This is a genomic window from Flavobacterium sp. (genome assembly GCF_043780635.1).
Taxonomy (GTDB): domain Bacteria; phylum Bacteroidota; class Bacteroidia; order Flavobacteriales; family Flavobacteriaceae; genus Flavobacterium.
Genome location: NZ_JAYWCK010000102.1, coordinates 1 through 17,985, shown reverse-complemented (window position 1 = coordinate 17,985; position 17,985 = coordinate 1). Strand labels below are relative to the sequence as shown.

Annotated in this window: 20 protein-coding genes; 10 read left to right on the top strand and 10 right to left on the bottom strand. The window is 34.7% G+C overall.

Going from position 1 to position 17,985, the window contains the following annotated elements; all coding sequences use genetic code 11:
• Positions 1 to 181: 181 nt before the first annotated feature.
• Genes ACH2BV_RS09480 through ACH2BV_RS09470 form a run of 3 tightly spaced genes read left to right on the top strand, consistent with a single transcriptional unit; the run spans position 182 to position 1,105 of the window.
• On the top strand, positions 182 to 724 hold the full coding sequence (locus ACH2BV_RS09480) for a hypothetical protein (RefSeq protein ID WP_395050484.1): 543 nt from the start codon (positions 182 to 184) through the stop codon (positions 722 to 724).
• The gene (locus ACH2BV_RS09475) at positions 724 to 882 is read left to right on the top strand and encodes a hypothetical protein (RefSeq protein WP_395050483.1); all 159 of its coding nucleotides are present in this window, start codon (positions 724 to 726) and stop codon (positions 880 to 882) included. The genes ACH2BV_RS09480 and ACH2BV_RS09475 overlap by 1 nt, the downstream gene beginning before the upstream one ends.
• 1 nt (position 883) lies before the next feature.
• The gene (locus ACH2BV_RS09470) at positions 884 to 1,105 is read left to right on the top strand and encodes a hypothetical protein (RefSeq protein WP_395050482.1); all 222 of its coding nucleotides are present in this window, start codon (positions 884 to 886) and stop codon (positions 1,103 to 1,105) included.
• An 84-nt stretch (positions 1,106 to 1,189) separates the two neighbouring features.
• Here ACH2BV_RS09470 and ACH2BV_RS09465 read toward each other — a convergent pair whose 3' ends face one another.
• From ACH2BV_RS09465 to ACH2BV_RS09455, 3 genes are all read right to left on the bottom strand, one after another.
• Complete coding sequence (locus tag ACH2BV_RS09465) at positions 1,190 to 2,131, bottom strand: nuclear transport factor 2 family protein (RefSeq protein WP_395050481.1); 942 nt, start codon at positions 2,129 to 2,131, stop codon at positions 1,190 to 1,192.
• A gap of 173 nt (positions 2,132 to 2,304) precedes the next feature.
• Complete coding sequence (locus tag ACH2BV_RS09460) at positions 2,305 to 2,943, bottom strand: dienelactone hydrolase family protein (RefSeq protein ID WP_395050480.1); 639 nt, start codon at positions 2,941 to 2,943, stop codon at positions 2,305 to 2,307.
• Between the two features lie 90 nt (positions 2,944 to 3,033).
• The gene (locus tag ACH2BV_RS09455) at positions 3,034 to 3,615 is read right to left on the bottom strand and encodes a phosphoribosyltransferase (RefSeq protein WP_395050479.1); all 582 of its coding nucleotides are present in this window, start codon (positions 3,613 to 3,615) and stop codon (positions 3,034 to 3,036) included.
• Between the two features lie 241 nt (positions 3,616 to 3,856).
• On the opposite strand from ACH2BV_RS09455, the gene ACH2BV_RS09450 reads away from it, so the two are divergent.
• Both ACH2BV_RS09450 and ACH2BV_RS09445 read left to right on the top strand, forming a co-directional pair.
• Positions 3,857 to 4,975, top strand: coding sequence for a VWA domain-containing protein (locus ACH2BV_RS09450; protein WP_395050478.1), 1,119 nt, complete (start codon positions 3,857 to 3,859; stop codon positions 4,973 to 4,975).
• 194 nt (positions 4,976 to 5,169) lie between these two features.
• The gene (locus ACH2BV_RS09445; RefSeq protein WP_395050477.1) at positions 5,170 to 6,633 is read left to right on the top strand and encodes an AAA family ATPase; all 1,464 of its coding nucleotides are present in this window, start codon (positions 5,170 to 5,172) and stop codon (positions 6,631 to 6,633) included.
• A gap of 66 nt (positions 6,634 to 6,699) precedes the next feature.
• Here ACH2BV_RS09445 and mnmE read toward each other — a convergent pair whose 3' ends face one another.
• Positions 6,700 to 8,094, bottom strand: a complete 1,395-nt coding sequence (gene mnmE, locus ACH2BV_RS09440) for a tRNA uridine-5-carboxymethylaminomethyl(34) synthesis GTPase MnmE (RefSeq protein WP_395050485.1) — start codon at positions 8,092 to 8,094, stop codon at positions 6,700 to 6,702.
• Positions 8,095 to 8,262: 168 nt separating this feature from the next.
• Between mnmE and ACH2BV_RS09435 the strand changes: the two genes are divergently transcribed.
• A complete protein-coding gene (locus tag ACH2BV_RS09435) occupies positions 8,263 to 9,093 on the top strand; it encodes a universal stress protein (RefSeq protein ID WP_395050476.1) in 831 nt (276 codons plus the stop codon).
• A gap of 61 nt (positions 9,094 to 9,154) precedes the next feature.
• Here the strand turns inward: ACH2BV_RS09435 and dnaN are convergent, their stop codons facing one another.
• The 6 genes from dnaN to ACH2BV_RS09405 form a co-directional block, all read right to left on the bottom strand.
• Positions 9,155 to 10,273, bottom strand: coding sequence for a DNA polymerase III subunit beta (gene dnaN / locus ACH2BV_RS09430; protein ID WP_395050475.1), 1,119 nt, complete (start codon positions 10,271 to 10,273; stop codon positions 9,155 to 9,157).
• A gap of 108 nt (positions 10,274 to 10,381) precedes the next feature.
• Positions 10,382 to 12,067 (bottom strand): gliding motility-associated ABC transporter substrate-binding protein GldG, encoded by a 1,686-nt coding sequence (gldG, locus tag ACH2BV_RS09425; protein WP_395050474.1) that lies wholly within the window; start codon positions 12,065 to 12,067, stop codon positions 10,382 to 10,384.
• Positions 12,067 to 12,792, bottom strand: a complete 726-nt coding sequence (gldF, locus tag ACH2BV_RS09420) for a gliding motility-associated ABC transporter permease subunit GldF (RefSeq protein WP_395050473.1) — start codon at positions 12,790 to 12,792, stop codon at positions 12,067 to 12,069. Before gldF ends, gldG begins: the two co-directional genes overlap by 1 nt.
• A gap of 82 nt (positions 12,793 to 12,874) precedes the next feature.
• Entirely contained in the window at positions 12,875 to 13,171 is a 297-nt protein-coding gene (locus ACH2BV_RS09415) for a putative quinol monooxygenase (protein WP_395050472.1), read from the bottom strand.
• Positions 13,172 to 13,267: 96 nt separating this feature from the next.
• Positions 13,268 to 13,495: a hypothetical protein gene (locus tag ACH2BV_RS09410; protein WP_395050471.1), complete on the bottom strand. Its 228-nt coding sequence runs from the start codon at positions 13,493 to 13,495 to the stop codon at positions 13,268 to 13,270.
• Between the two features lie 11 nt (positions 13,496 to 13,506).
• Entirely contained in the window at positions 13,507 to 14,334 is an 828-nt protein-coding gene (locus tag ACH2BV_RS09405) for an S-adenosyl-l-methionine hydroxide adenosyltransferase family protein (protein ID WP_395050470.1), read from the bottom strand.
• A 106-nt stretch (positions 14,335 to 14,440) separates the two neighbouring features.
• Here ACH2BV_RS09405 and ACH2BV_RS09400 point away from each other — a divergent pair, with 106 nt between their 5' ends.
• From ACH2BV_RS09400 to ACH2BV_RS09385, 4 genes are all read left to right on the top strand, one after another.
• Positions 14,441 to 15,391, top strand: coding sequence for a PhoH family protein (locus ACH2BV_RS09400; protein WP_395050469.1), 951 nt, complete (start codon positions 14,441 to 14,443; stop codon positions 15,389 to 15,391).
• An 83-nt stretch (positions 15,392 to 15,474) separates the two neighbouring features.
• Positions 15,475 to 16,290: an SDR family NAD(P)-dependent oxidoreductase gene (locus ACH2BV_RS09395; RefSeq protein WP_395050468.1), complete on the top strand. Its 816-nt coding sequence runs from the start codon at positions 15,475 to 15,477 to the stop codon at positions 16,288 to 16,290.
• 99 nt (positions 16,291 to 16,389) lie between these two features.
• Entirely contained in the window at positions 16,390 to 17,202 is an 813-nt protein-coding gene (locus tag ACH2BV_RS09390; protein WP_395050467.1) for a Cof-type HAD-IIB family hydrolase, read from the top strand.
• Positions 17,203 to 17,302: 100 nt separating this feature from the next.
• Positions 17,303 to 17,985, top strand: a 683-nt coding sequence (locus ACH2BV_RS09385) for a phosphoribosylaminoimidazolesuccinocarboxamide synthase (RefSeq protein ID WP_395050466.1), incomplete at its 3' end; no start/stop codon positions are given.

Here is a 17,985-nt window from a genome sequence, read left to right as displayed (position 1 = left end):
CCACAAAAAAAGTTATTGTTTTCGTCTTGTTCCATTATTCCTGTATAAACTCCTTTTTGAAGCATTTTTTCTTGTGAAGACTTAGTCATAATTAATCTGATTTAATAAAATTACTGAGTGCAAAGTTAATCAAATAATATTTGTCTTGCACTGTTCTGCACTTTGTGATTATCTTTGCAAAATGGAAAAGTCATTTCGTCCCAATCCTAATTCTTTTAAAAATACTTTTTGTGTTTTTCAAGAAGAGGAGGGGAATGCCATTGAAAAATTACCTTTGCAATTTGAAAGCAAATCGGGAAGTTGTTATTATTATACCAAAAAAGGGATGTATCGTTTGTCAAACCACTGGGGAAGACTGGCTAATAGTAAATGGAGATTAGAACCATTAGAACCCGAAACACCTTCTAAAACAAAACTAGGTTTTGCCACTTGGGCTGAGTTCTATCCAGACAATGCTTTGGAGAAACTGTATTATATTAAGGCAGATTACAGTCGAAATATCGTAAATTATCAGCATAAAAATAATCCCGTTTATGATAAAAAAGCAATCCTTCGCACTAGTTTTGAAACTACTAAAAGAATAAAACAAATCAGAAATCTATTGAATTTAACGTCATGGGCAAAGCATTTTGATTATGAAGATTTGAATGTTTTGCGTCAAAAAATAATTAATGAACTAATTTTCACCAATAAAACGTTGGAAGAAATAAAAAGAGAAATATAATGGGAAGAAACAACGAGAGGAATATCAAAAAGCACAATGATAAGTTACATAAAGAACAAGATAAAGTTAAAGCTGCCAAAGTACTTCGCAAAGAAAAATTAAAGCTAATTGTGAAAAAATTCAACGAGAATAACACTTCCGAGCCAAATAATTTATAATATGGAAAAGAATAAATTCACGGATTTTAAAATCAGAGTTCAGGAAATCATTGATTTAATTGCTGCTAAACAAAACAAAGAGGCAAATAATAAATTGGTAGAAGTAAGTGATTTACTGGATGAATTACTTGATCATTCTGCTGATGATGAGGACTTGATAGAAATAAGCAGATATCAGGTGTTATTAAATCAATTGCACCAAAAAATTATTACAATGAATTAGATTTTGAGTATAAATTTCAAAACAGATACAAACTAAAAAGCCGAAACAACTTGTTTCGGCTTTTTTTAATTTTAGTACAAAAGTTTATTTCGCGTCTAGCATATTTTCACTATAATAAGAATTCTCAGAAATAATTTTGCCTTTATCATCAAAATTATCAAGAAACAATACAGCCAAATTTATTTTCTTTTTATCTGATTTTCTGATTAATCTATAAGTCCACCAAGACTGAACAACGCTCATATTTCCCATTTCGTAATGCAAATAGTCAGGATATCCTGAAACATCAATGCTGATAATATCGAATTTTTCTAAAAATTTTTGATCATTTGCTTTTTGTTCTGTTAGAGATATACTGGTTCCTATTGGTGCATTATTATCAATAAACCGTGCCTTATCATCATAGAAACTATAAGCTTTTTCAAAATCTTTATTTTCAAAAGCATAAATCATTTTCCTTACAGAATTGATATATTCGTGGTGATTATAAATTTCTCCATTTTTTCTATCCGCATAACTACTGCCAATTTCATCTCCAATGCTACTGCTGGAATAGCTAATCATTGTTTTTATTTTATTGTTTTTATCTACTGTGTACAACCGGTGCATAGGCATATCAATTTTAACTCCTGTTTTATTATGCACCCCTTTTACATCTTCCCAGGTTTGAACCCAGACTAAATCTTTTTGATTGGCATCTTTATATTCTAAAGCATCTGGATAAGAGCCTTGAGATCTTGATATGCTTAAATAATCAATATTATCTTTCCAAAACTTCACACTTTTTACATAGGAGTCTTTATCCTCTCCTTTATCATTCTTATTGGTACTTGTCCCATCATAAGATTTAAAATCATCAGCTAAAAAACTGGATACTTTGTCAGCGTCACCACTCACAAAAGCTTTGGTAAAGTTTTCTACTGTAACAATCGCAGGATGCTCTACATAAATAGTTCCATTCGTTTTCTTTTGGGCGTAAGTGATGCAAACAGCCATCAACAATACAATCGAAATAATTTTTTTCATATTTAACTATATTTTTTTTGGTTAATAACTTGTTAAAGTTAATAAAATTACTGATTATCAATACATTGTGTTAATAACTTTTTTTATTTAGTCTAAATAGCCTATTTAAATGTAAGAGGGAATAAGGTTTGACTTTTGAAAATATTGAAAGTTCTATTGAGGATTAGAATATTTTATTCAATAGGTAAGTATTTTTTATACCATTGAATAGCCAATTCAGCAATTTCCATCAATTTTCCCGGCTCTTCAAATAAGTGAGAAGCTCCAGGAATTATTTTCATCTCTTTTATCGAAAGCAATTGGTCAAAAGCATGCTTGTTCATTTTTATGACAGGCACATCAAGTTGTCCCACGATTAATAATGTTGGCGCTGTTACTAAGTGCAATACGCTTAAAGCTAAATCTGGACGACCTCCACGAGAAACTACGGCTTTAATATTTTTTCCAAAAAAGGCAGCTGCCCTCATTGCCGACGCTACTCCTGTACTAGCCCCAAAATAAGCTATTGGCAAACCTTTTGCCACTTTATTTTGTGTCAGCCATTCCGTAGCTTCAATCAGACGGCTTACTAATAAATCAATATTAAATCTGTTTTCGTAATTTTGATCTTCTTTTTCCGTAAGTAAATCAAACAATAAAGTTCCTATTCCTTGTTGTTGCATTAGTTCTGCCACTAGTTTATTTCTGGGACTGGACCTGCTGCTGCCACTTCCGTGCGCAAAAACAACAATTCCGATTGCATTATCAGGAATCACCAAATCACCTTTTAAGTGTATCGATAATAAAGGAATTTCTATTTCTACGGTTTTCATAATGAACCTTTTTAACTATTAACTTTAATTCATTTTCGTTGTGATGGAATTTGCCTCTCTCAATATCTGAATCACTTCCTCGTCTGCAACCTAACTAAATTGTTCGTAAAATTGTCCCACGGCGCTAAAATACGTTGGGGCCATCAGGTAAACAAACTCGTCAGCTTTTTGTTGGAATATCTTAATTCTGTCATAAGGGATTACAGGTACGGCAACTATTATTTTTTCAGGATTTTTTTTTCGTAACATTGCTATACTTGCAAGCAAGGTGTTTCCTGTTGCAATTCCATCATCAACTACAATGACATTTTTCCCTTTTATATCAAGAGGTTTTTGATTGCCTTTATAGAGTTCATACTTTTCTTGTAGTGATTTTCTGAGTCGAATAATTTCGTCATTAATGTAGTGGTTAGGAATAGTAAGACGTTCATCAATAATCATTGAGTCTAATGATACTGCACCTATGGCAAATTCTTTGTTCAATGGGTGGGGTATTTTTTTGGAAAGAACAATGTCAAGCGGAAGGTATAATTTTTTGGCAATTACATACCCTACAGGAACTCCTCCTCTGGGAACAGCAAGAATCACTGTGTTGCTATTTTGATATTTTATTAATTTATCCGAAAGCAACAAACCCGCTTCAATTCTGTCTTTAAGGATTTCGTTAAACATAATAAAATGTATTAAAACAAACAATAAATAACATCATAAAGTTACTGATTTTCAGTTAGTTTTAATTTAAAATTAGTATAAATTACAGGCAGTTTGTTTTTTAATTTTTACCATCTCCAGTTAAGTGTATTTTTCAATTATTGAAATTAAAAAAATCCCCAATAAAAGGAAAAAGCTTTTAACTAAAAATTAATATATGTTTGGCTTTGGTTCTTTTTAAAATGATGTACTTTTAAAACCTATGAAAAACACCATCAAAAAAGGATTTTATTTCAAGACATACGAAGCACCATTCCAGTCTCCGTTTGAGAAACTCTTTGCGATATTCAAGGAGTTAATCACTCACACTTCGGGCGATTTTGACGAAGCCATCGACTGGTTACGAGAATTGGACAAGGAATATAAACTTACCGATGAACACTATACAATTGATGATTTTATCGAAGATTTAAAGAAAAAAGGGTATATCAGGGAAGAACTCAAAGACGACGGAACCTCAGGAATTGGGATTACTGCTAAAACGGAACGAGCAATTCGGCAACAAGCCTTGGACAATATTTTTGGTAATTTAAAACGTTCCGGAAGCGGGAATCATAAAACAAAACACGCTGGAAATGGCGACGAACATACCGGAGAATTTCGCGAGTTTCATTTTGGTGATGGACTCGAACGCATTTCCTTAACTGAAAGTTTGCGAAATGCCCAAATCAATAATGGTGTGGCCGATTTTATGCTTACTGAAAATGATTTGGTTGTCGAAGAAACCCAATATAAATCGCAAATGAGCACGGTTCTGATGATTGATATCAGCCACAGTATGATATTATACGGCGAAGACCGGATCACGCCTGCCAAGAAAGTGGCGATGGCTTTGGCCGAATTAATTACCACGCGTTATCCAAAAGACACCTTGGATATTCTCGTTTTCGGAAATGATGCATGGACGATTGCCATTAGGGATTTACCGTATTTAAAAGTGGGGCCTTTTCACACCAATACCGTTGCGGGTTTACAACTGGCGATGGATTTACTCCGAAGAAAGCGCAACACCAACAAACAAATTTTTATGATTACCGACGGAAAACCGAGTTGTGTCCGCGAAAAAGACGGCACTTATTATATGAATAGCAATGGCCTTGACGAATATATTGTCGATAAATGCTACAACGAAGCCCAACAAGCCCGAAAATTACACATTCCAATAACTACTTTTATGATTGCCAAAGATCCATATTTACAGCAATTCGTAAATAAATTTACCGAAGCAAACCAAGGGAAAGCTTTCTATACCGGATTAAAAGGATTAGGCGAAATGATTTTTGAGGACTATGAAACCAATAGAAAGAAGCGGATTAAATAATACTTTGTCATTTCGACCAACGGGAGAAATCTCATCAGTTGCTCACATTATGTGATTTCTCCTTCGTCGAAATGACAAAAGGAGTCTTTTTTTCTTAATTATTAAAATGAGTTAGACAAACAACAATAACAACAAAAACAACTTAATGAGACTTGATCTCTTAACGGTTTAAAAATAGAATTAATAATAAAAAGATGAAAATGAATAACATAAACACACTAGGCGAATTAAAAAAATCAGGATATCAAAGTAAAAGTATCAAAGACGAATTACGTCATAATTTGCGAGAGAAAATAAAGTCGGGACAACCTACATTCGAAGGCGTTCACGGCTTTGAGAATACCGTAATTCCAGAGTTAGAACGCGCTATTTTATCACGACATAACATCAATTTGTTGGGGCTTCGTGGTCAAGCCAAAACTAGATTGGCGCGCAAAATGATTGAATTATTAGACGAATACATTCCGTTTGTGACCGGTTCCGAAATTAATGACGATCCGTTGAATCCAATTTCTCGTTTTGCCAAGGATTTAATTGCAGCCAAAGGCGATGAAACTCCCATTTCCTGGTTGCACCGAAGTCAGCGTTTTTTCGAAAAACTCGCTACGCCAGATGTCACCGTTGCCGATTTAATAGGCGATGTCGATCCGATAAAAGCCGCCAATTTAAAATTGTCGTATGCTGATGACCGCGTGATTCATTTTGGGATGATTCCAAGAGCGAATCGCAGTATTTTTGTCATCAACGAATTACCCGATTTACAGGCCAGAATTCAAGTGGCCTTGTTCAATATTTTGCAGGAAGGCGACATTCAAATTCGAGGATTTAAACTAAGAATGCCCCTCGATATGCAATTTGTTTTTACAGCAAATCCGGAAGATTACACCAATCGAGGTAGTATTGTAACACCTTTAAAAGACAGAATAGGCTCCCAAATCCTAACGCATTACCCGGAAACCATCAAAATCGCCCGAACCATAACGGAACAGGAAGCTAAATTGGATGCTATTCAAAGCGATTTGGTTTACGTACCTTCTTTGGCCAGAGATTTATTGGAGCAAATCAGTTTTGAAGCCCGAGAGAGTGAATATATTGACAACAAAAGTGGCGTAAGTGCGAGACTGAGCATTACGGCTCTTGAAAATTTGTTGAGTACCGCAGAGCGACGCGCCTTAAAATCAGGAGTAGATAAAACCAGCTTACGCTTGTCCGACTTTATGGGAATTATTCCTTCCATTACCGGAAAAGTAGAGTTGGTTTATGAAGGAGAGCAGGAGGGAGCAGCCATTGTGGCCCAGCATTTAATTGGCGATGCGATTCATACGTTCTTCCCAGCTTATTTTCCTAAAATCGAAAAACTCGAAAAGCAGGGAGAGAAAACCTCTTATTCGGATATCTTAGAATGGTTTTTTGCCGAAAGCGGTTTCGAATTATTAGACGATGCTTCGGATGAGGAATACAAAACCATTTTGGATAGTATTGCACCACTTGAAGTATTAATCAAGAAATACCAGCCACAACTGGAAAAAGAAGACCGCTATTTTATAAAAGAATTCATCCTCTGGGGATTGGTAGAATACAATAAACTGAGCAAAGAAAGATTGACTGAAGGCTATCAGTTCAAGGATTTGTTTGGAAATTATATCAGTAAGCTGTAATATTTAAAAAGGGCTTAGCGGTTTAGCTAAGCCCTTTTTTTATAGAATAATTTATTTTTTATAGAATTACTTCCCGATACAGAAATTAGCAAAGATATTACCTAAAAGTTCATCATTTGTAACCTGTCCCGTCATCATTCCAAAATGATACAAGGCTTCTTTAATATCAATCGCCATTAAATCGCTGGAAAGATTGGTTTGTAAACCGTATTTTACTTTCTGGATTTCGTCCAAGGCTTTTAGCAAGGAATCATAATGACGCGTATTGGTAACGATTGTTTCATTATTCCTCAAAGCGCCCGTATTTACAAACGAAAGTAACTGGTTTTTCAACTCCTCAACTCCAATATTTTCTTTGGCCGAAATTAAGTTGAGGTTATGGATTTCAGATTTCAAATGATCAGCCTCTTTTTCAGAAAGCAAATCCGATTTATTTCCAACAACCAGTAAAGGTTTCAAAGGAAACTGATTCTTTATCTTTTCAATTTCTATTTGGTTCATCTGCAAACTGCCATCTGCCGACTGCAAACTGCTGTCTAATAAATAAATCACGACCTGCGCCTGTTCTATTTTTTCGAAAGTCTTTCTGATTCCAATGCTTTCAATATGGTCTTCCGTTTCCCTGATTCCTGCTGTATCTATGAATCGAAAACCAATACCGCCAATAACCAATTCGTCCTCAATTGTATCCCGTGTAGTTCCCGCAATGTGCGAAACAATAGCGCGTTCTTCATTCAGCAAAGCATTCAAAAGCGTAGATTTTCCCACATTGGGTTCACCCACAATAGCAACGGGAATACCGTTTTTGATAACATTACCCACGGCAAAAGAATCAATCAGGCGTTTCAACACAAATTCAATTCTATTTAATAATTCGTGAAATTGGGTTCTGTCGGCAAATTCAACATCTTCTTCTGCAAAGTCCAGTTCAAGTTCGATGAGTGAAGCAAAATTCAGTAATTCTTCGCGTAGTTTGGCAATTTCGTTAGAAAAACCACCGCGCATTTGCTGCATCGCAATTTGGTGAGAAGCTTCATTATCCGATGAAATTAAATCAGCGACAGCTTCGGCTTGTGATAAATCGAGTTTACCGTTTAAAAATGCTCTAAGTGTAAATTCTCCCGGGTTAGCCATTCGGCATCCATTTCGAAGCAGTAATTGAATAATTTGTTGCTGGATATAAGTAGAACCGTGACAGGAAATTTCGATGGTATTTTCGCCTGTATAAGAATGGGGTCCTTTGAAAATGGAAACCAAAACTTCGTCTAATGTTTTTTGATTATCGATAATGTGACCCAGGTGTAAGGTATGCGACTTTTGTTTTGTCAAATCCTTCCTTTTGATAGATTGAAAAACTGAATTTCCAATAGTAATGGCATCTTCGCCAGAGATTCTAATTATGGCGATTGCTCCAGCACCTGAAGGAGTGGCAAGTGCAACAATGGAATCATTATATAACATATTTTTTCTTCTAGGTTGTAAAGGTAATAAATCTAAATAAGTATCAAATTTTAATATTTCGAAGGTTTTCTTTAGTATTAAAGTTATCATAAACATCTGATACTAACGATTGTTAATTTATATATTTTGCGTACCTTTAAGGTATGAAATAACTTAAACTTCATAAAAATGAAAAAGATTTTGTTTCCCACTGATTTTTCCGAAGTTGCAACTAATGCCTTTGTTCACGCTTTGGAATTTGCAAAAATTGTTAAAGGAGAATTGATTTTATTGCACACATTCGAACTCCCAATTTATGACAACCAATTTTTCCCGGAAAATTATAATGTCATTTTTGATTCCCTTCAGTTATCTCAATTTGATATGTTTAAAGATGAAATTCCAAAGCTTCATTCCATTGCCGAAGAACGAAATCTGGATCATATAAAAATGAGTCACAGATTGATGGATGGTAGTTTGCTTTACAATATTAAAAAAGCAATCAAGGAAGAGAAAATAGATTTTATTGTTATGGGGACTTCAGGCGCAACGGGATGGGAAGCGTTTTTCTTGGGAACGAATACTGGTAATGTTTTAACTGCAGTCGATGTTCCTGTGTTGAGCGTTCCTCTGGAAGCAAAATTCGAGAAAATTTCAACTATTGGTTTTACAACCCGCTACAGAGCTAAAGATAAAAAAGCACTTAAAGACGTGCTGAAAATTGCAAAAAAAATGAATGCCAAAATAAGGTGTTTGTATGTGAAAACGAATAATTCTGATGTTTCAAGTGCAACCTTAAAACATTGGGAAGAAGAGTTTAAAGATGAGCCAGTTGTATTCTCAATAATTCCAAGTGATAATGTGGCGGATACCATCCTAGATTTTGTTTTATTCAAAGATATTGATGTATTGGCAATGCTTACATATAAAAGAAACTTTTTCGTTGAATTGTTTAAACCTAGTTTAACTCAGAAATTTTCGAATAGGCTAGACATTCCGGTTTTGGCGATGCACGAATAAAAAAAAGCTCCAATTTCATCGAAATTGGGGCTTTTTAAATATAAAAAAAAGGTTTGGTTAGTTAATTATTTAGCATTACTGGCATAACGAGCATAGTTACCGTTTCGCCTTCTTCTAATCCATCAACTGGAGTAAGAATTCCGGCTCTGTTAGGCAATGACATTTCAAGCATAATCATATCCGATTGAAGGTTGGTCAACATTTCGGTAAGGAAACGGGAGTTGTACCCAATTTGCATATCGTCACCTTGGTAATCACAAGTCAATCGCTCTTCCGCTTTGTTAGAGTAATCAATATCTTCAGCAGAAATATTCAATTCTGCACCAGCAATTTTCAAACGAATTTGGTGCGTGGTTTTGTTAGAGAAAATCGCAACACGACGAACAGAACTCAAGAATTGAGAACGATCAATCATCAATTTATTTGGATTTTCTTTAGGAATTACTGCTTCATAGTTTGGATATTTTCCATCAATCAAACGACACATTAATATATAATTATCGAAAGAAAAAGTAGCATTCGAATCGTTGTATTCAATTTTTACTTCCGCATCCGAAGCGCCAAGTATATTTTTCAATATAGTCAAAGGTTTCTTTGGCATAATGAAATCGGCTACTTGCGAAGCCGTTACATCTGTTCGTGCATATTTCACTAATTTGTGAGCATCGGTCGCAACAAAAGTCAATCCTTGTGGAGAGAATTGGAAGAAAACACCAGACATTACCGGACGCAAATCATCGTTTCCGGCAGCAAAGATTGTTTTGCTGATGGCTGTTGCCAAAACATCAGCAGGAACCAAAGTTACCGAAGGTTCGTCCAAGTTCACTGATTTTGGAAACTCTTCTCCCGGAGCATAAGCCAAAGCATATTTTCCTGAATTAGAACTAATTTCTATTGTGCTATTTTCTTCAACGGTGAAAGTCAATGGTTGTTCCGGAAAGGTTTTAAGGATTTCCAAAAGCAATTTTGCAGGTACTGCAACGCTTCCCTTACTGGTAGAATCAATATCTAAAGTGGCTGACATTGTGGTTTCTAAATCAGACGCTGAAACGGTTAAGGCTTTGTGGTCTAATTCAAATAGGAAATTATCTAAAATAGGCAAAGTATTGCTACTGTTGATAACGCTGCCTAAAACTTGTAATTGTTTTAATAAGTACGAACTCGATACTATAAATTTCATCTGTTTTGTTTTATTTTTTGGTATTTACTTTGTCATTATATTCAAAATACGATACGGTCTACAAATATATCGTAAACTATCTTAAGAATAAAATTTTTTTTATTAACATTACTTCCCGTATTTTCTTTTTCTAAGGAAGGTAAATAAAGCTCCAAAAAGCCCTAAAATAAAGATTGGAAGCCCGATAGTTAGGATTTGTGTTAGAGTATATCTTTCGTAAACTTTTTCTTTATCCAATAATGGCAAATCTAGATCTTTGCTTCGAATGTTAATAAGTCCATTGTCATCGAGCAAATAATTAACGCAATTCATTAGGAAATCCTTGTTGTCATATAAGTTTCCGGAGCGTTGGTCATAACCCAATTCTACGGGTTGGAAGTTTTTATCCAATTGGTTTCGTATCAAATCTCCGTCCGAAACCACTATCATTTTATTGGCTGTTCCTTTGGCTTCAAATGTTTTTTGGTCAAAAGGCAAAACTCGATTTTCAAACGCCGAATGAAATGAACCTTCCAGCAAAACCGAAAGCGGAATATTTCCCTTGTTTAAGTAATCACTTGGCGAAGTTTCTTCCGCAACACTATTCAAATTAATTTCGACAGGAGAACCTATTTTCTTCGAATATTGTGAAGATTGCAACAAAACGGTTTTCTTAATTCCATTCTTTAAAGTATCAATAGGATTGGCAAAATCGAATTTGATTCCACCCAGGTTTTTCACAATTGGATGCTTACTAATTGGATACACCTGAGGCGAAAATTTCCAATTGAATTCCTGAAATTGAGCGGCGCTTCCAGGATCACCAGTAGCTAATTTTATTGGACTTCCTTGTTCATCCTTAACCAAATCAGGATTAATTCTAAACCCGTATTTAAAGAACATATCATTCAAATTCAAATCTCGAGGATAGGCTAAAGTAGCTCCGGAATCATTGTATAAACTGTCCATTTCCATATTCACTTGGTCAACTAACCACAAGGTTTTTCCACCATGGACGATGAACTGGTCCAAGACTTGTTTTTCGGAATCAGTGAACGCTTCTGTAGGTTTCGCAATAATTGCCAAATCGTATTTTTGCAAAGCTTCCAAACTTCCCATTGGATTTCGTGTCACCGAATCCAAAGTAAATGGCCCAATGTGGTAGCTTTCGCGAACCTGCATCAGAAATTTGGCAATCTGAACGTCTTGAAGTTCACCGTTTCCTTTTATTACGGCTATTTTCTTCTGCTTTTCTTTGGTGATTTTATTGATGGCATCGGCGATGGAATATTCCAGATGTTGCACCGAACCAATTACTTTTTGGGTAATTGAAGCGCCCATTATATTTTTCAACAAAGGAATATTTACTTCCTTGTTGTTGTAAACTGCAATCGCCCAAGGAAAAACCATTGCCTGTGATTGTTTTCCTTTGTCGTCAACGGTTATGTTGATTGGTGTGAGGCCTTTTAGATACAAAGATTTGATGTTGTCCATACTTTCGTCTTTGTTTTCCAAAGGATCAACAAATTCGAAAACAATATTCTTGTTATAGGCTCGAAACTCTTCAAATAAATCTCGGGTTTCGCTTTGCAAACGCTTGAATTCAGCAGGTAAATCGCCTTGCAAATAGATTTTTACGTACAACGGACTTTGCACTTGCTTGATGATATTCAAAGAAGCGGATGAAAGTGTATATCTTTTGTCTTTTGTTAAATCAAAACGATGAAAAAAACCATTGCTTAAAACGTTCAAAAATAATGTAAACGTAATAATACTCAGTAAAGATTTCAAGTTATTTTTATTGGAAGTCGTCATTACGATTTAATGGATTTTAAATTATAAACAGTAAATGAAAGAAACAAGACCGTGATGCTCCCAAAATAAATAACATCCCGAGTGTCAATCACGCCACGACTCATACTTTTGAAATGATCCTGCATTCCAATGCTTGAAATTTTGCTTTGAAAACTTGGTAAAATTGTTGCCACACTTTCGAATCCAAAATAAAAGAAGAAACACAAAAATACCGACACAATAAACGCCACAATTTGATTTTCGGATAGGGTAGAAGTGAAGATTCCAATCGCGGAATAGGCTGCAATCAGGAACAATAATCCAAAATAAGAACCCATTGTGCTGCCCATATCGATGTTGCCTTCGGGTGAACCTAAACTGGAAATGACCCAAACATATATAAAGGTTGGAATAATTGCCATTACAATCAACAACATCAATCCCAGAAATTTTCCGTTCACGATTTGCCAAATACTCAAGGGTTTTGTCAACAACAATTCCAATGTTCCCTGCTTCTTTTCATCCGAAAAACTGCGCATCGTCACGGCAGGAATCAGGAAAATCAGAATCCAAGGCGCCAATGTAAAAAATGGACTCAAATCGGCAAAACCGCTGTTCAAAATATTATATTCTCCCTCGAAAACCCAAAGGAATAAGCCATTTCCAATCAGGAAAACGGCAATCACCAAATAACCAATTGGCGAACCAAAAAAGGATTTTATTTCTCTAACTACTATTGATTTCATTTAAGTTAATTTGTTTATTCGGTAATTTGGTAATTTGTTCTCCAAATCTACAACTCGTAATTCGTAATTTTTAATTCATAATTTAAGTTAGTGAAACTAACTTATCAACGCTCCAAGCTTCCGGCTTATCGTTGAATAATTTCTTTGTAAATGTCCAAACTTCGTTAAAAAGTTCCGATTTTCTGTAATTTTCCAAATCTTCTTCTGCTTCCCAATAACTGTAGGTAAAGAAAATACATTTGTTGCTTTTGTCCTGATATAGTTCCAATAAACGGTTTCCCGGCGCATTTCGTATTTTCTCTTTTATTATTTCGAAATTTTCCAAAAAAGCTGGAATATTTTCTTCGGCGAAGGACATTTTTACTATTCGTATGAACATTGTCTTTGATTTAGATTATAGCTTATTCTAATTATAATTGATTTGTGGATTACTTTAATTATAATACCAAATACTTTGGAAGGAAACGGGTATTAATTATATTTCAACTACAATTCCTCTATCATCTATTAGCCGAACAACTGCTGTTATCCATTGACCTCTGTCATAATTATCTAATTCTTTTTTAGTAATTGGACTTTTTAAATTTTGACTTTCATAAAAAGATTGATCCATAATATAAAAATCATTTTCGTTTTCATCGAATAATTTAAAAAGCCAATTGTATTTTGTTGTAAAATTTGTTTCAATTATTCTTAATCTCATATTTTTTTACTTTAACTGAATACTATATTGATAACATCCCTATAATTCAACCCCAACAAACTATTTGCGGAACCCACTTTCGACGGATTGCTTCTAAAAATGGCAATTTCCAGAAAACCAGCCGTGTTGAAAATTGCCAATTTTTCGCCTTCATAATACTTTATCGGATATTTATCAGAACTCGCAATTGCAGAATAATTTGGTAGAATCGTTTTGATATTTTTGGTTCGTAATACAATTTCATAAGGTCTTCCTTTGGCGACTTCCAAGAATTGTTTTTTGGAAATATTGGTCACCACATTCCCAAAATGGTCAATATAAATCACGTATCCTTTTATAGAACTTCCATCATTGGCGGCAACAGCCTGCAAATCGGTTACTTGTTTGACGGCTTTTATTTCTTTGCCAATAACGTTCAGCAAACCGCCTTTGGCAATATGACAAGCGACTTTGACGAAAACGTCCAAATCTGCAGCATCATTAGGCAAACGATCGTGAATGTTTATGGTAACTATTTTTTGGGGAACAATTTTTTGGGATAGCATACTCAAAATGCCATTATCGGCTGCAATAAAATAATGATCGTTCCATTGCATCACGATATGTTGGTTTTCTTTGTTGGATTCCATATCCACTCCAATGAGATGCACGGTGCCTTTTGGAAAACTGGAATACGAGGCTCCAATAATGTAACTTGCTTCTACTGTGTTGAATGCGTCAATGTGATGCGAAATATCAATAATCGAGGCTTCGGGATATTCCGATAAAATTTTCCCCTTCAACGCGCCAACAAAGTGGTCTTTCAAGCCGTAATCGGTGGTAAGGGTAATTATTGACATAAAATTGTTTATAAATAAAAAGGAAACTAAACCTAAAACTTATTAAATTTGAGAAATGCAAAGCTAATAATTATCAGCGATTAATTAATAATTTAAACTATTCCATTTGAACGAAAGAATCATCGAGCTCATAGACATCGCTCCAAAAGATTTTTGGGGCGCTCAAGACACTCATCTTGAAATGATTAAAAAGTACTATCCCAAATTGAAAATTGTAGCCAGAGGAACCACCCTGAAGGCTTTTGGCGAAAAAGAAGTCCTGGATGAGTTTGAAAATCGCTTCAATCGCTTGATGCTTCATTTTACCCGCTACAACAACATTGACAATAATGTGATTGAGCGCGTTATTCAAAGTACCGCACAGGAAGACGCTAAGACGTATGGCCACGACAAAATATTGGTTCATGGCGTGGGCGGAAAAATCATCAAAGCTATGACGCCAAATCAGCAATTGTTGGTTGATATGATGAACACAAACGATATGGTTTTTGCTGTGGGTCCAGCCGGAACCGGGAAAACATATACCGGTGTTGCCATGGCAGTAAAAGCTTTGAAAGAAAAACAAGTCAAACGTATAATTTTAACTCGTCCAGCGGTTGAAGCAGGAGAAAATCTCGGTTTTCTTCCTGGTGATATGAAGGAAAAACTAGACCCTTATATGCAACCTTTGTATGATGCTTTGCGCGATATGTTGCCCAACGAAAAATTGGAAGATTATATTTTGAAAGGAATTATCCAAATAGCACCCTTGGCATTTATGCGCGGAAGAACATTGGATAATGCTTTTGTAATTCTTGACGAAGCCCAGAATACAACTCATTCTCAAATGAAAATGTTCCTGACTCGGATGGGAAAAAGTGCTAAGTTTATGATTACCGGCGATCCCGGCCAAGTCGATTTACCTCGAAGAACTATTTCCGGATTAAAAGAAGCCATTTTAGTTTTGAAAGATGTTGATGGAATAGGAATTGTTTATCTTGACGATAAAGATATTGTTCGTCACCGATTAGTTAAAAAAGTGATTGATGCTTATAAGCAGATTGAAAATCACGATTAAATGTGTCACAAAGTTATAAAGGCTAGTACAATAGTGAGGTACAAAGATTTAAATTCATTATAGCGTTTCAAAGTCACAAATAAATGAAAAGCATACTAATTACAGGAGCTTCAGGAGGATTAGGTAAAGAAATTGCAATTCATTTTTCTAAAAAAGGTTGGAATGTCATTGCCACGATGATTAGTTTAAAAGAAGCGGACGTTTTTAAGGATATTCCTAATATAAAATGTTACGAACTAGATGTTACTAATCATGAAAGTGTTACAAAGGCAAAAACAGCTATTCTTAATGACTTTAAATCAATTGATATAGTCGTCAATAATGCAGGTGTTGGTTATAGGAGTTTTGTAGAATTGTCAGAAGATTCTAAGATTGAAGCAATAGTTAATGTCAATTGGCTTGGAGTAGTAAAAGTCTGCAGAGAATTTATTCCGCATTTTCGAGAACAAAACAAAGGGCAGTTTATCAATATTTCGTCTATTGCAGGCCTGGTAAATCTGCCTTTGGGGAGTTTCTACCATTCAACAAAGAAAGCTGTTGAGAGTTTTTCGGAATGTATGGCTTATGAATTATTGGATTTTAACATCAGTGTTTGTACAGTACAATTTGGGAATACACCAACTAATTTTCAGAAGAATGTTTCAAAATGCGAAGTGTCATCTATTGATTCTTATACCGTGATGATGGACAGTATTAATAATATAATGAGCGAAAAGACAAATGATAATCATAAATTAACTGATATAATTGTTGAAAAAATCTATAAAATAGCAGAAAATCCTTCAAAGAAATTCAGACGATATTCAATAGGTTTTGATGCAAACCTGATGAAATACTTAAGAAGATTTTTGGGATACAGGCTATTTAATATCGTTATTAGAAGATATGTTTTAAGATGAATTACTATCGGTAACTGATATTTCTGAATGTACTTTTTTTCCTTTGCTTATCTCTTCAGAATAGAATAAATTTGTCTTTCTTAAAATGGAGATTAAAATATGATTAAAAAAGAAAATATTAAAGTAATAATAAGCGATTTAGACGGAACATTACTCAACAACGAACACCAAATTTCCCCATTTACTAAAGCTATTTTTCAACAACTTCATAACGAGAATTATTTAATAATTGTAGCCACAGGCCGTCATCATCTCGATGCGTTGCCTATTGTAGAAGAGTTGGGCTGCCCAGTTTATTTGGTTACATCAAACGGTGGTCGGATTCATTCACCTGAAAAAGAATTGATGTATTCTTTTGACATAAACAGTGATGCCATAAAATCTGTTTTGGATTTAGATATTGATCCAGAGATTACAACCGTATTATTTAAAGAAAAAGTTTGGCAATCCAATAAGGAAAATAAAAAGTTGAACAGTTTTCAAACGGTAATGAATTATCCGAATGAAATTGTTGACTTTAATGCAATTAAAGATTTAAGTGCTATAAAGTTTTTTTTCACTCATAATGATCATCAAAAATTAGTCGAATTAAAGGACAGAATTCTGGTTGACCATTCGGATGATTTTAGTCACGCATTCAGTCTTCCGTTTTGTTTGGAATTTATGGATAAATCAGTAGATAAAAGTATTGCAATTTTGAAAATTTTAGAAAAAGAAAATTTTACTTTTGAGGAATCCATCGCTTTTGGAGACGGTTTCAATGATGAAAAAATGCTTATTTCTTCAGGAAAAGCTTTGATTATGGAAAATGCTGTCGAAAGTTTGAAAAGTAAACTTTCACATTTAGAAGTAATTACTTCCAATGAAAATGATGGCGTGGCAAAATATTTAACGAAAATACTATTGTCATAATTCACTTTGAAATATAAAATCAAAACAGAATTAGTGTTTATTACCTTGAAAATATTCCTAAATTTGCATTCATAAAACAACACATCAAATCACTACAACGATGAACACAATAACAAGTACGAATTTCAATTTTCCCAATCAAAAATCAGTTTACCGAGGCAAAGTAAGGGAGGTTTATAATATTAACGACGAGCTTTTGGTTATGGTTGCTACCGATAGGCTTTCGGCTTTTGATGTGGTTTTACCAAAGGGAATTCCGTATAAAGGGCAAATTCTAAACCAAATTGCTACTAAATTTATGGAACTGACTCAAGACATTGTTCCCAATTGGTTAATTGCAACACCTGATCCTAACGTGGCTGTTGGACATTTATGTGAACCTTTTAAGGTCGAAATGGTGATTCGTGGTTATGTTTCAGGTCACGCTGCTCGCGAATATGCAGCAGGAAAAAGAGCCATTTGCGGAGTAACAATGGCAGAAGGGCTGAAAGAGAATGATAAATTTCCAACACCTATAATTACTCCAACAACAAAAGCAGATAACGGTTCACACGACGAAGATATTTCGCGTGAGGATATTCTATCAAAAGGAATTGTTAGTGAGGAAGATTATTTGGTTTTAGAAAAATATACAAGAGCCTTATTCCAAAGAGGAACAGAAATCGCTGCGAGTCGTGGATTGATTTTGGTAGATACCAAATATGAATTTGGTAAAACCAAAGAAGGAAAAATTGTTCTTATAGACGAAATTCACACCCCGGATTCCTCTCGTTATTTCTATTC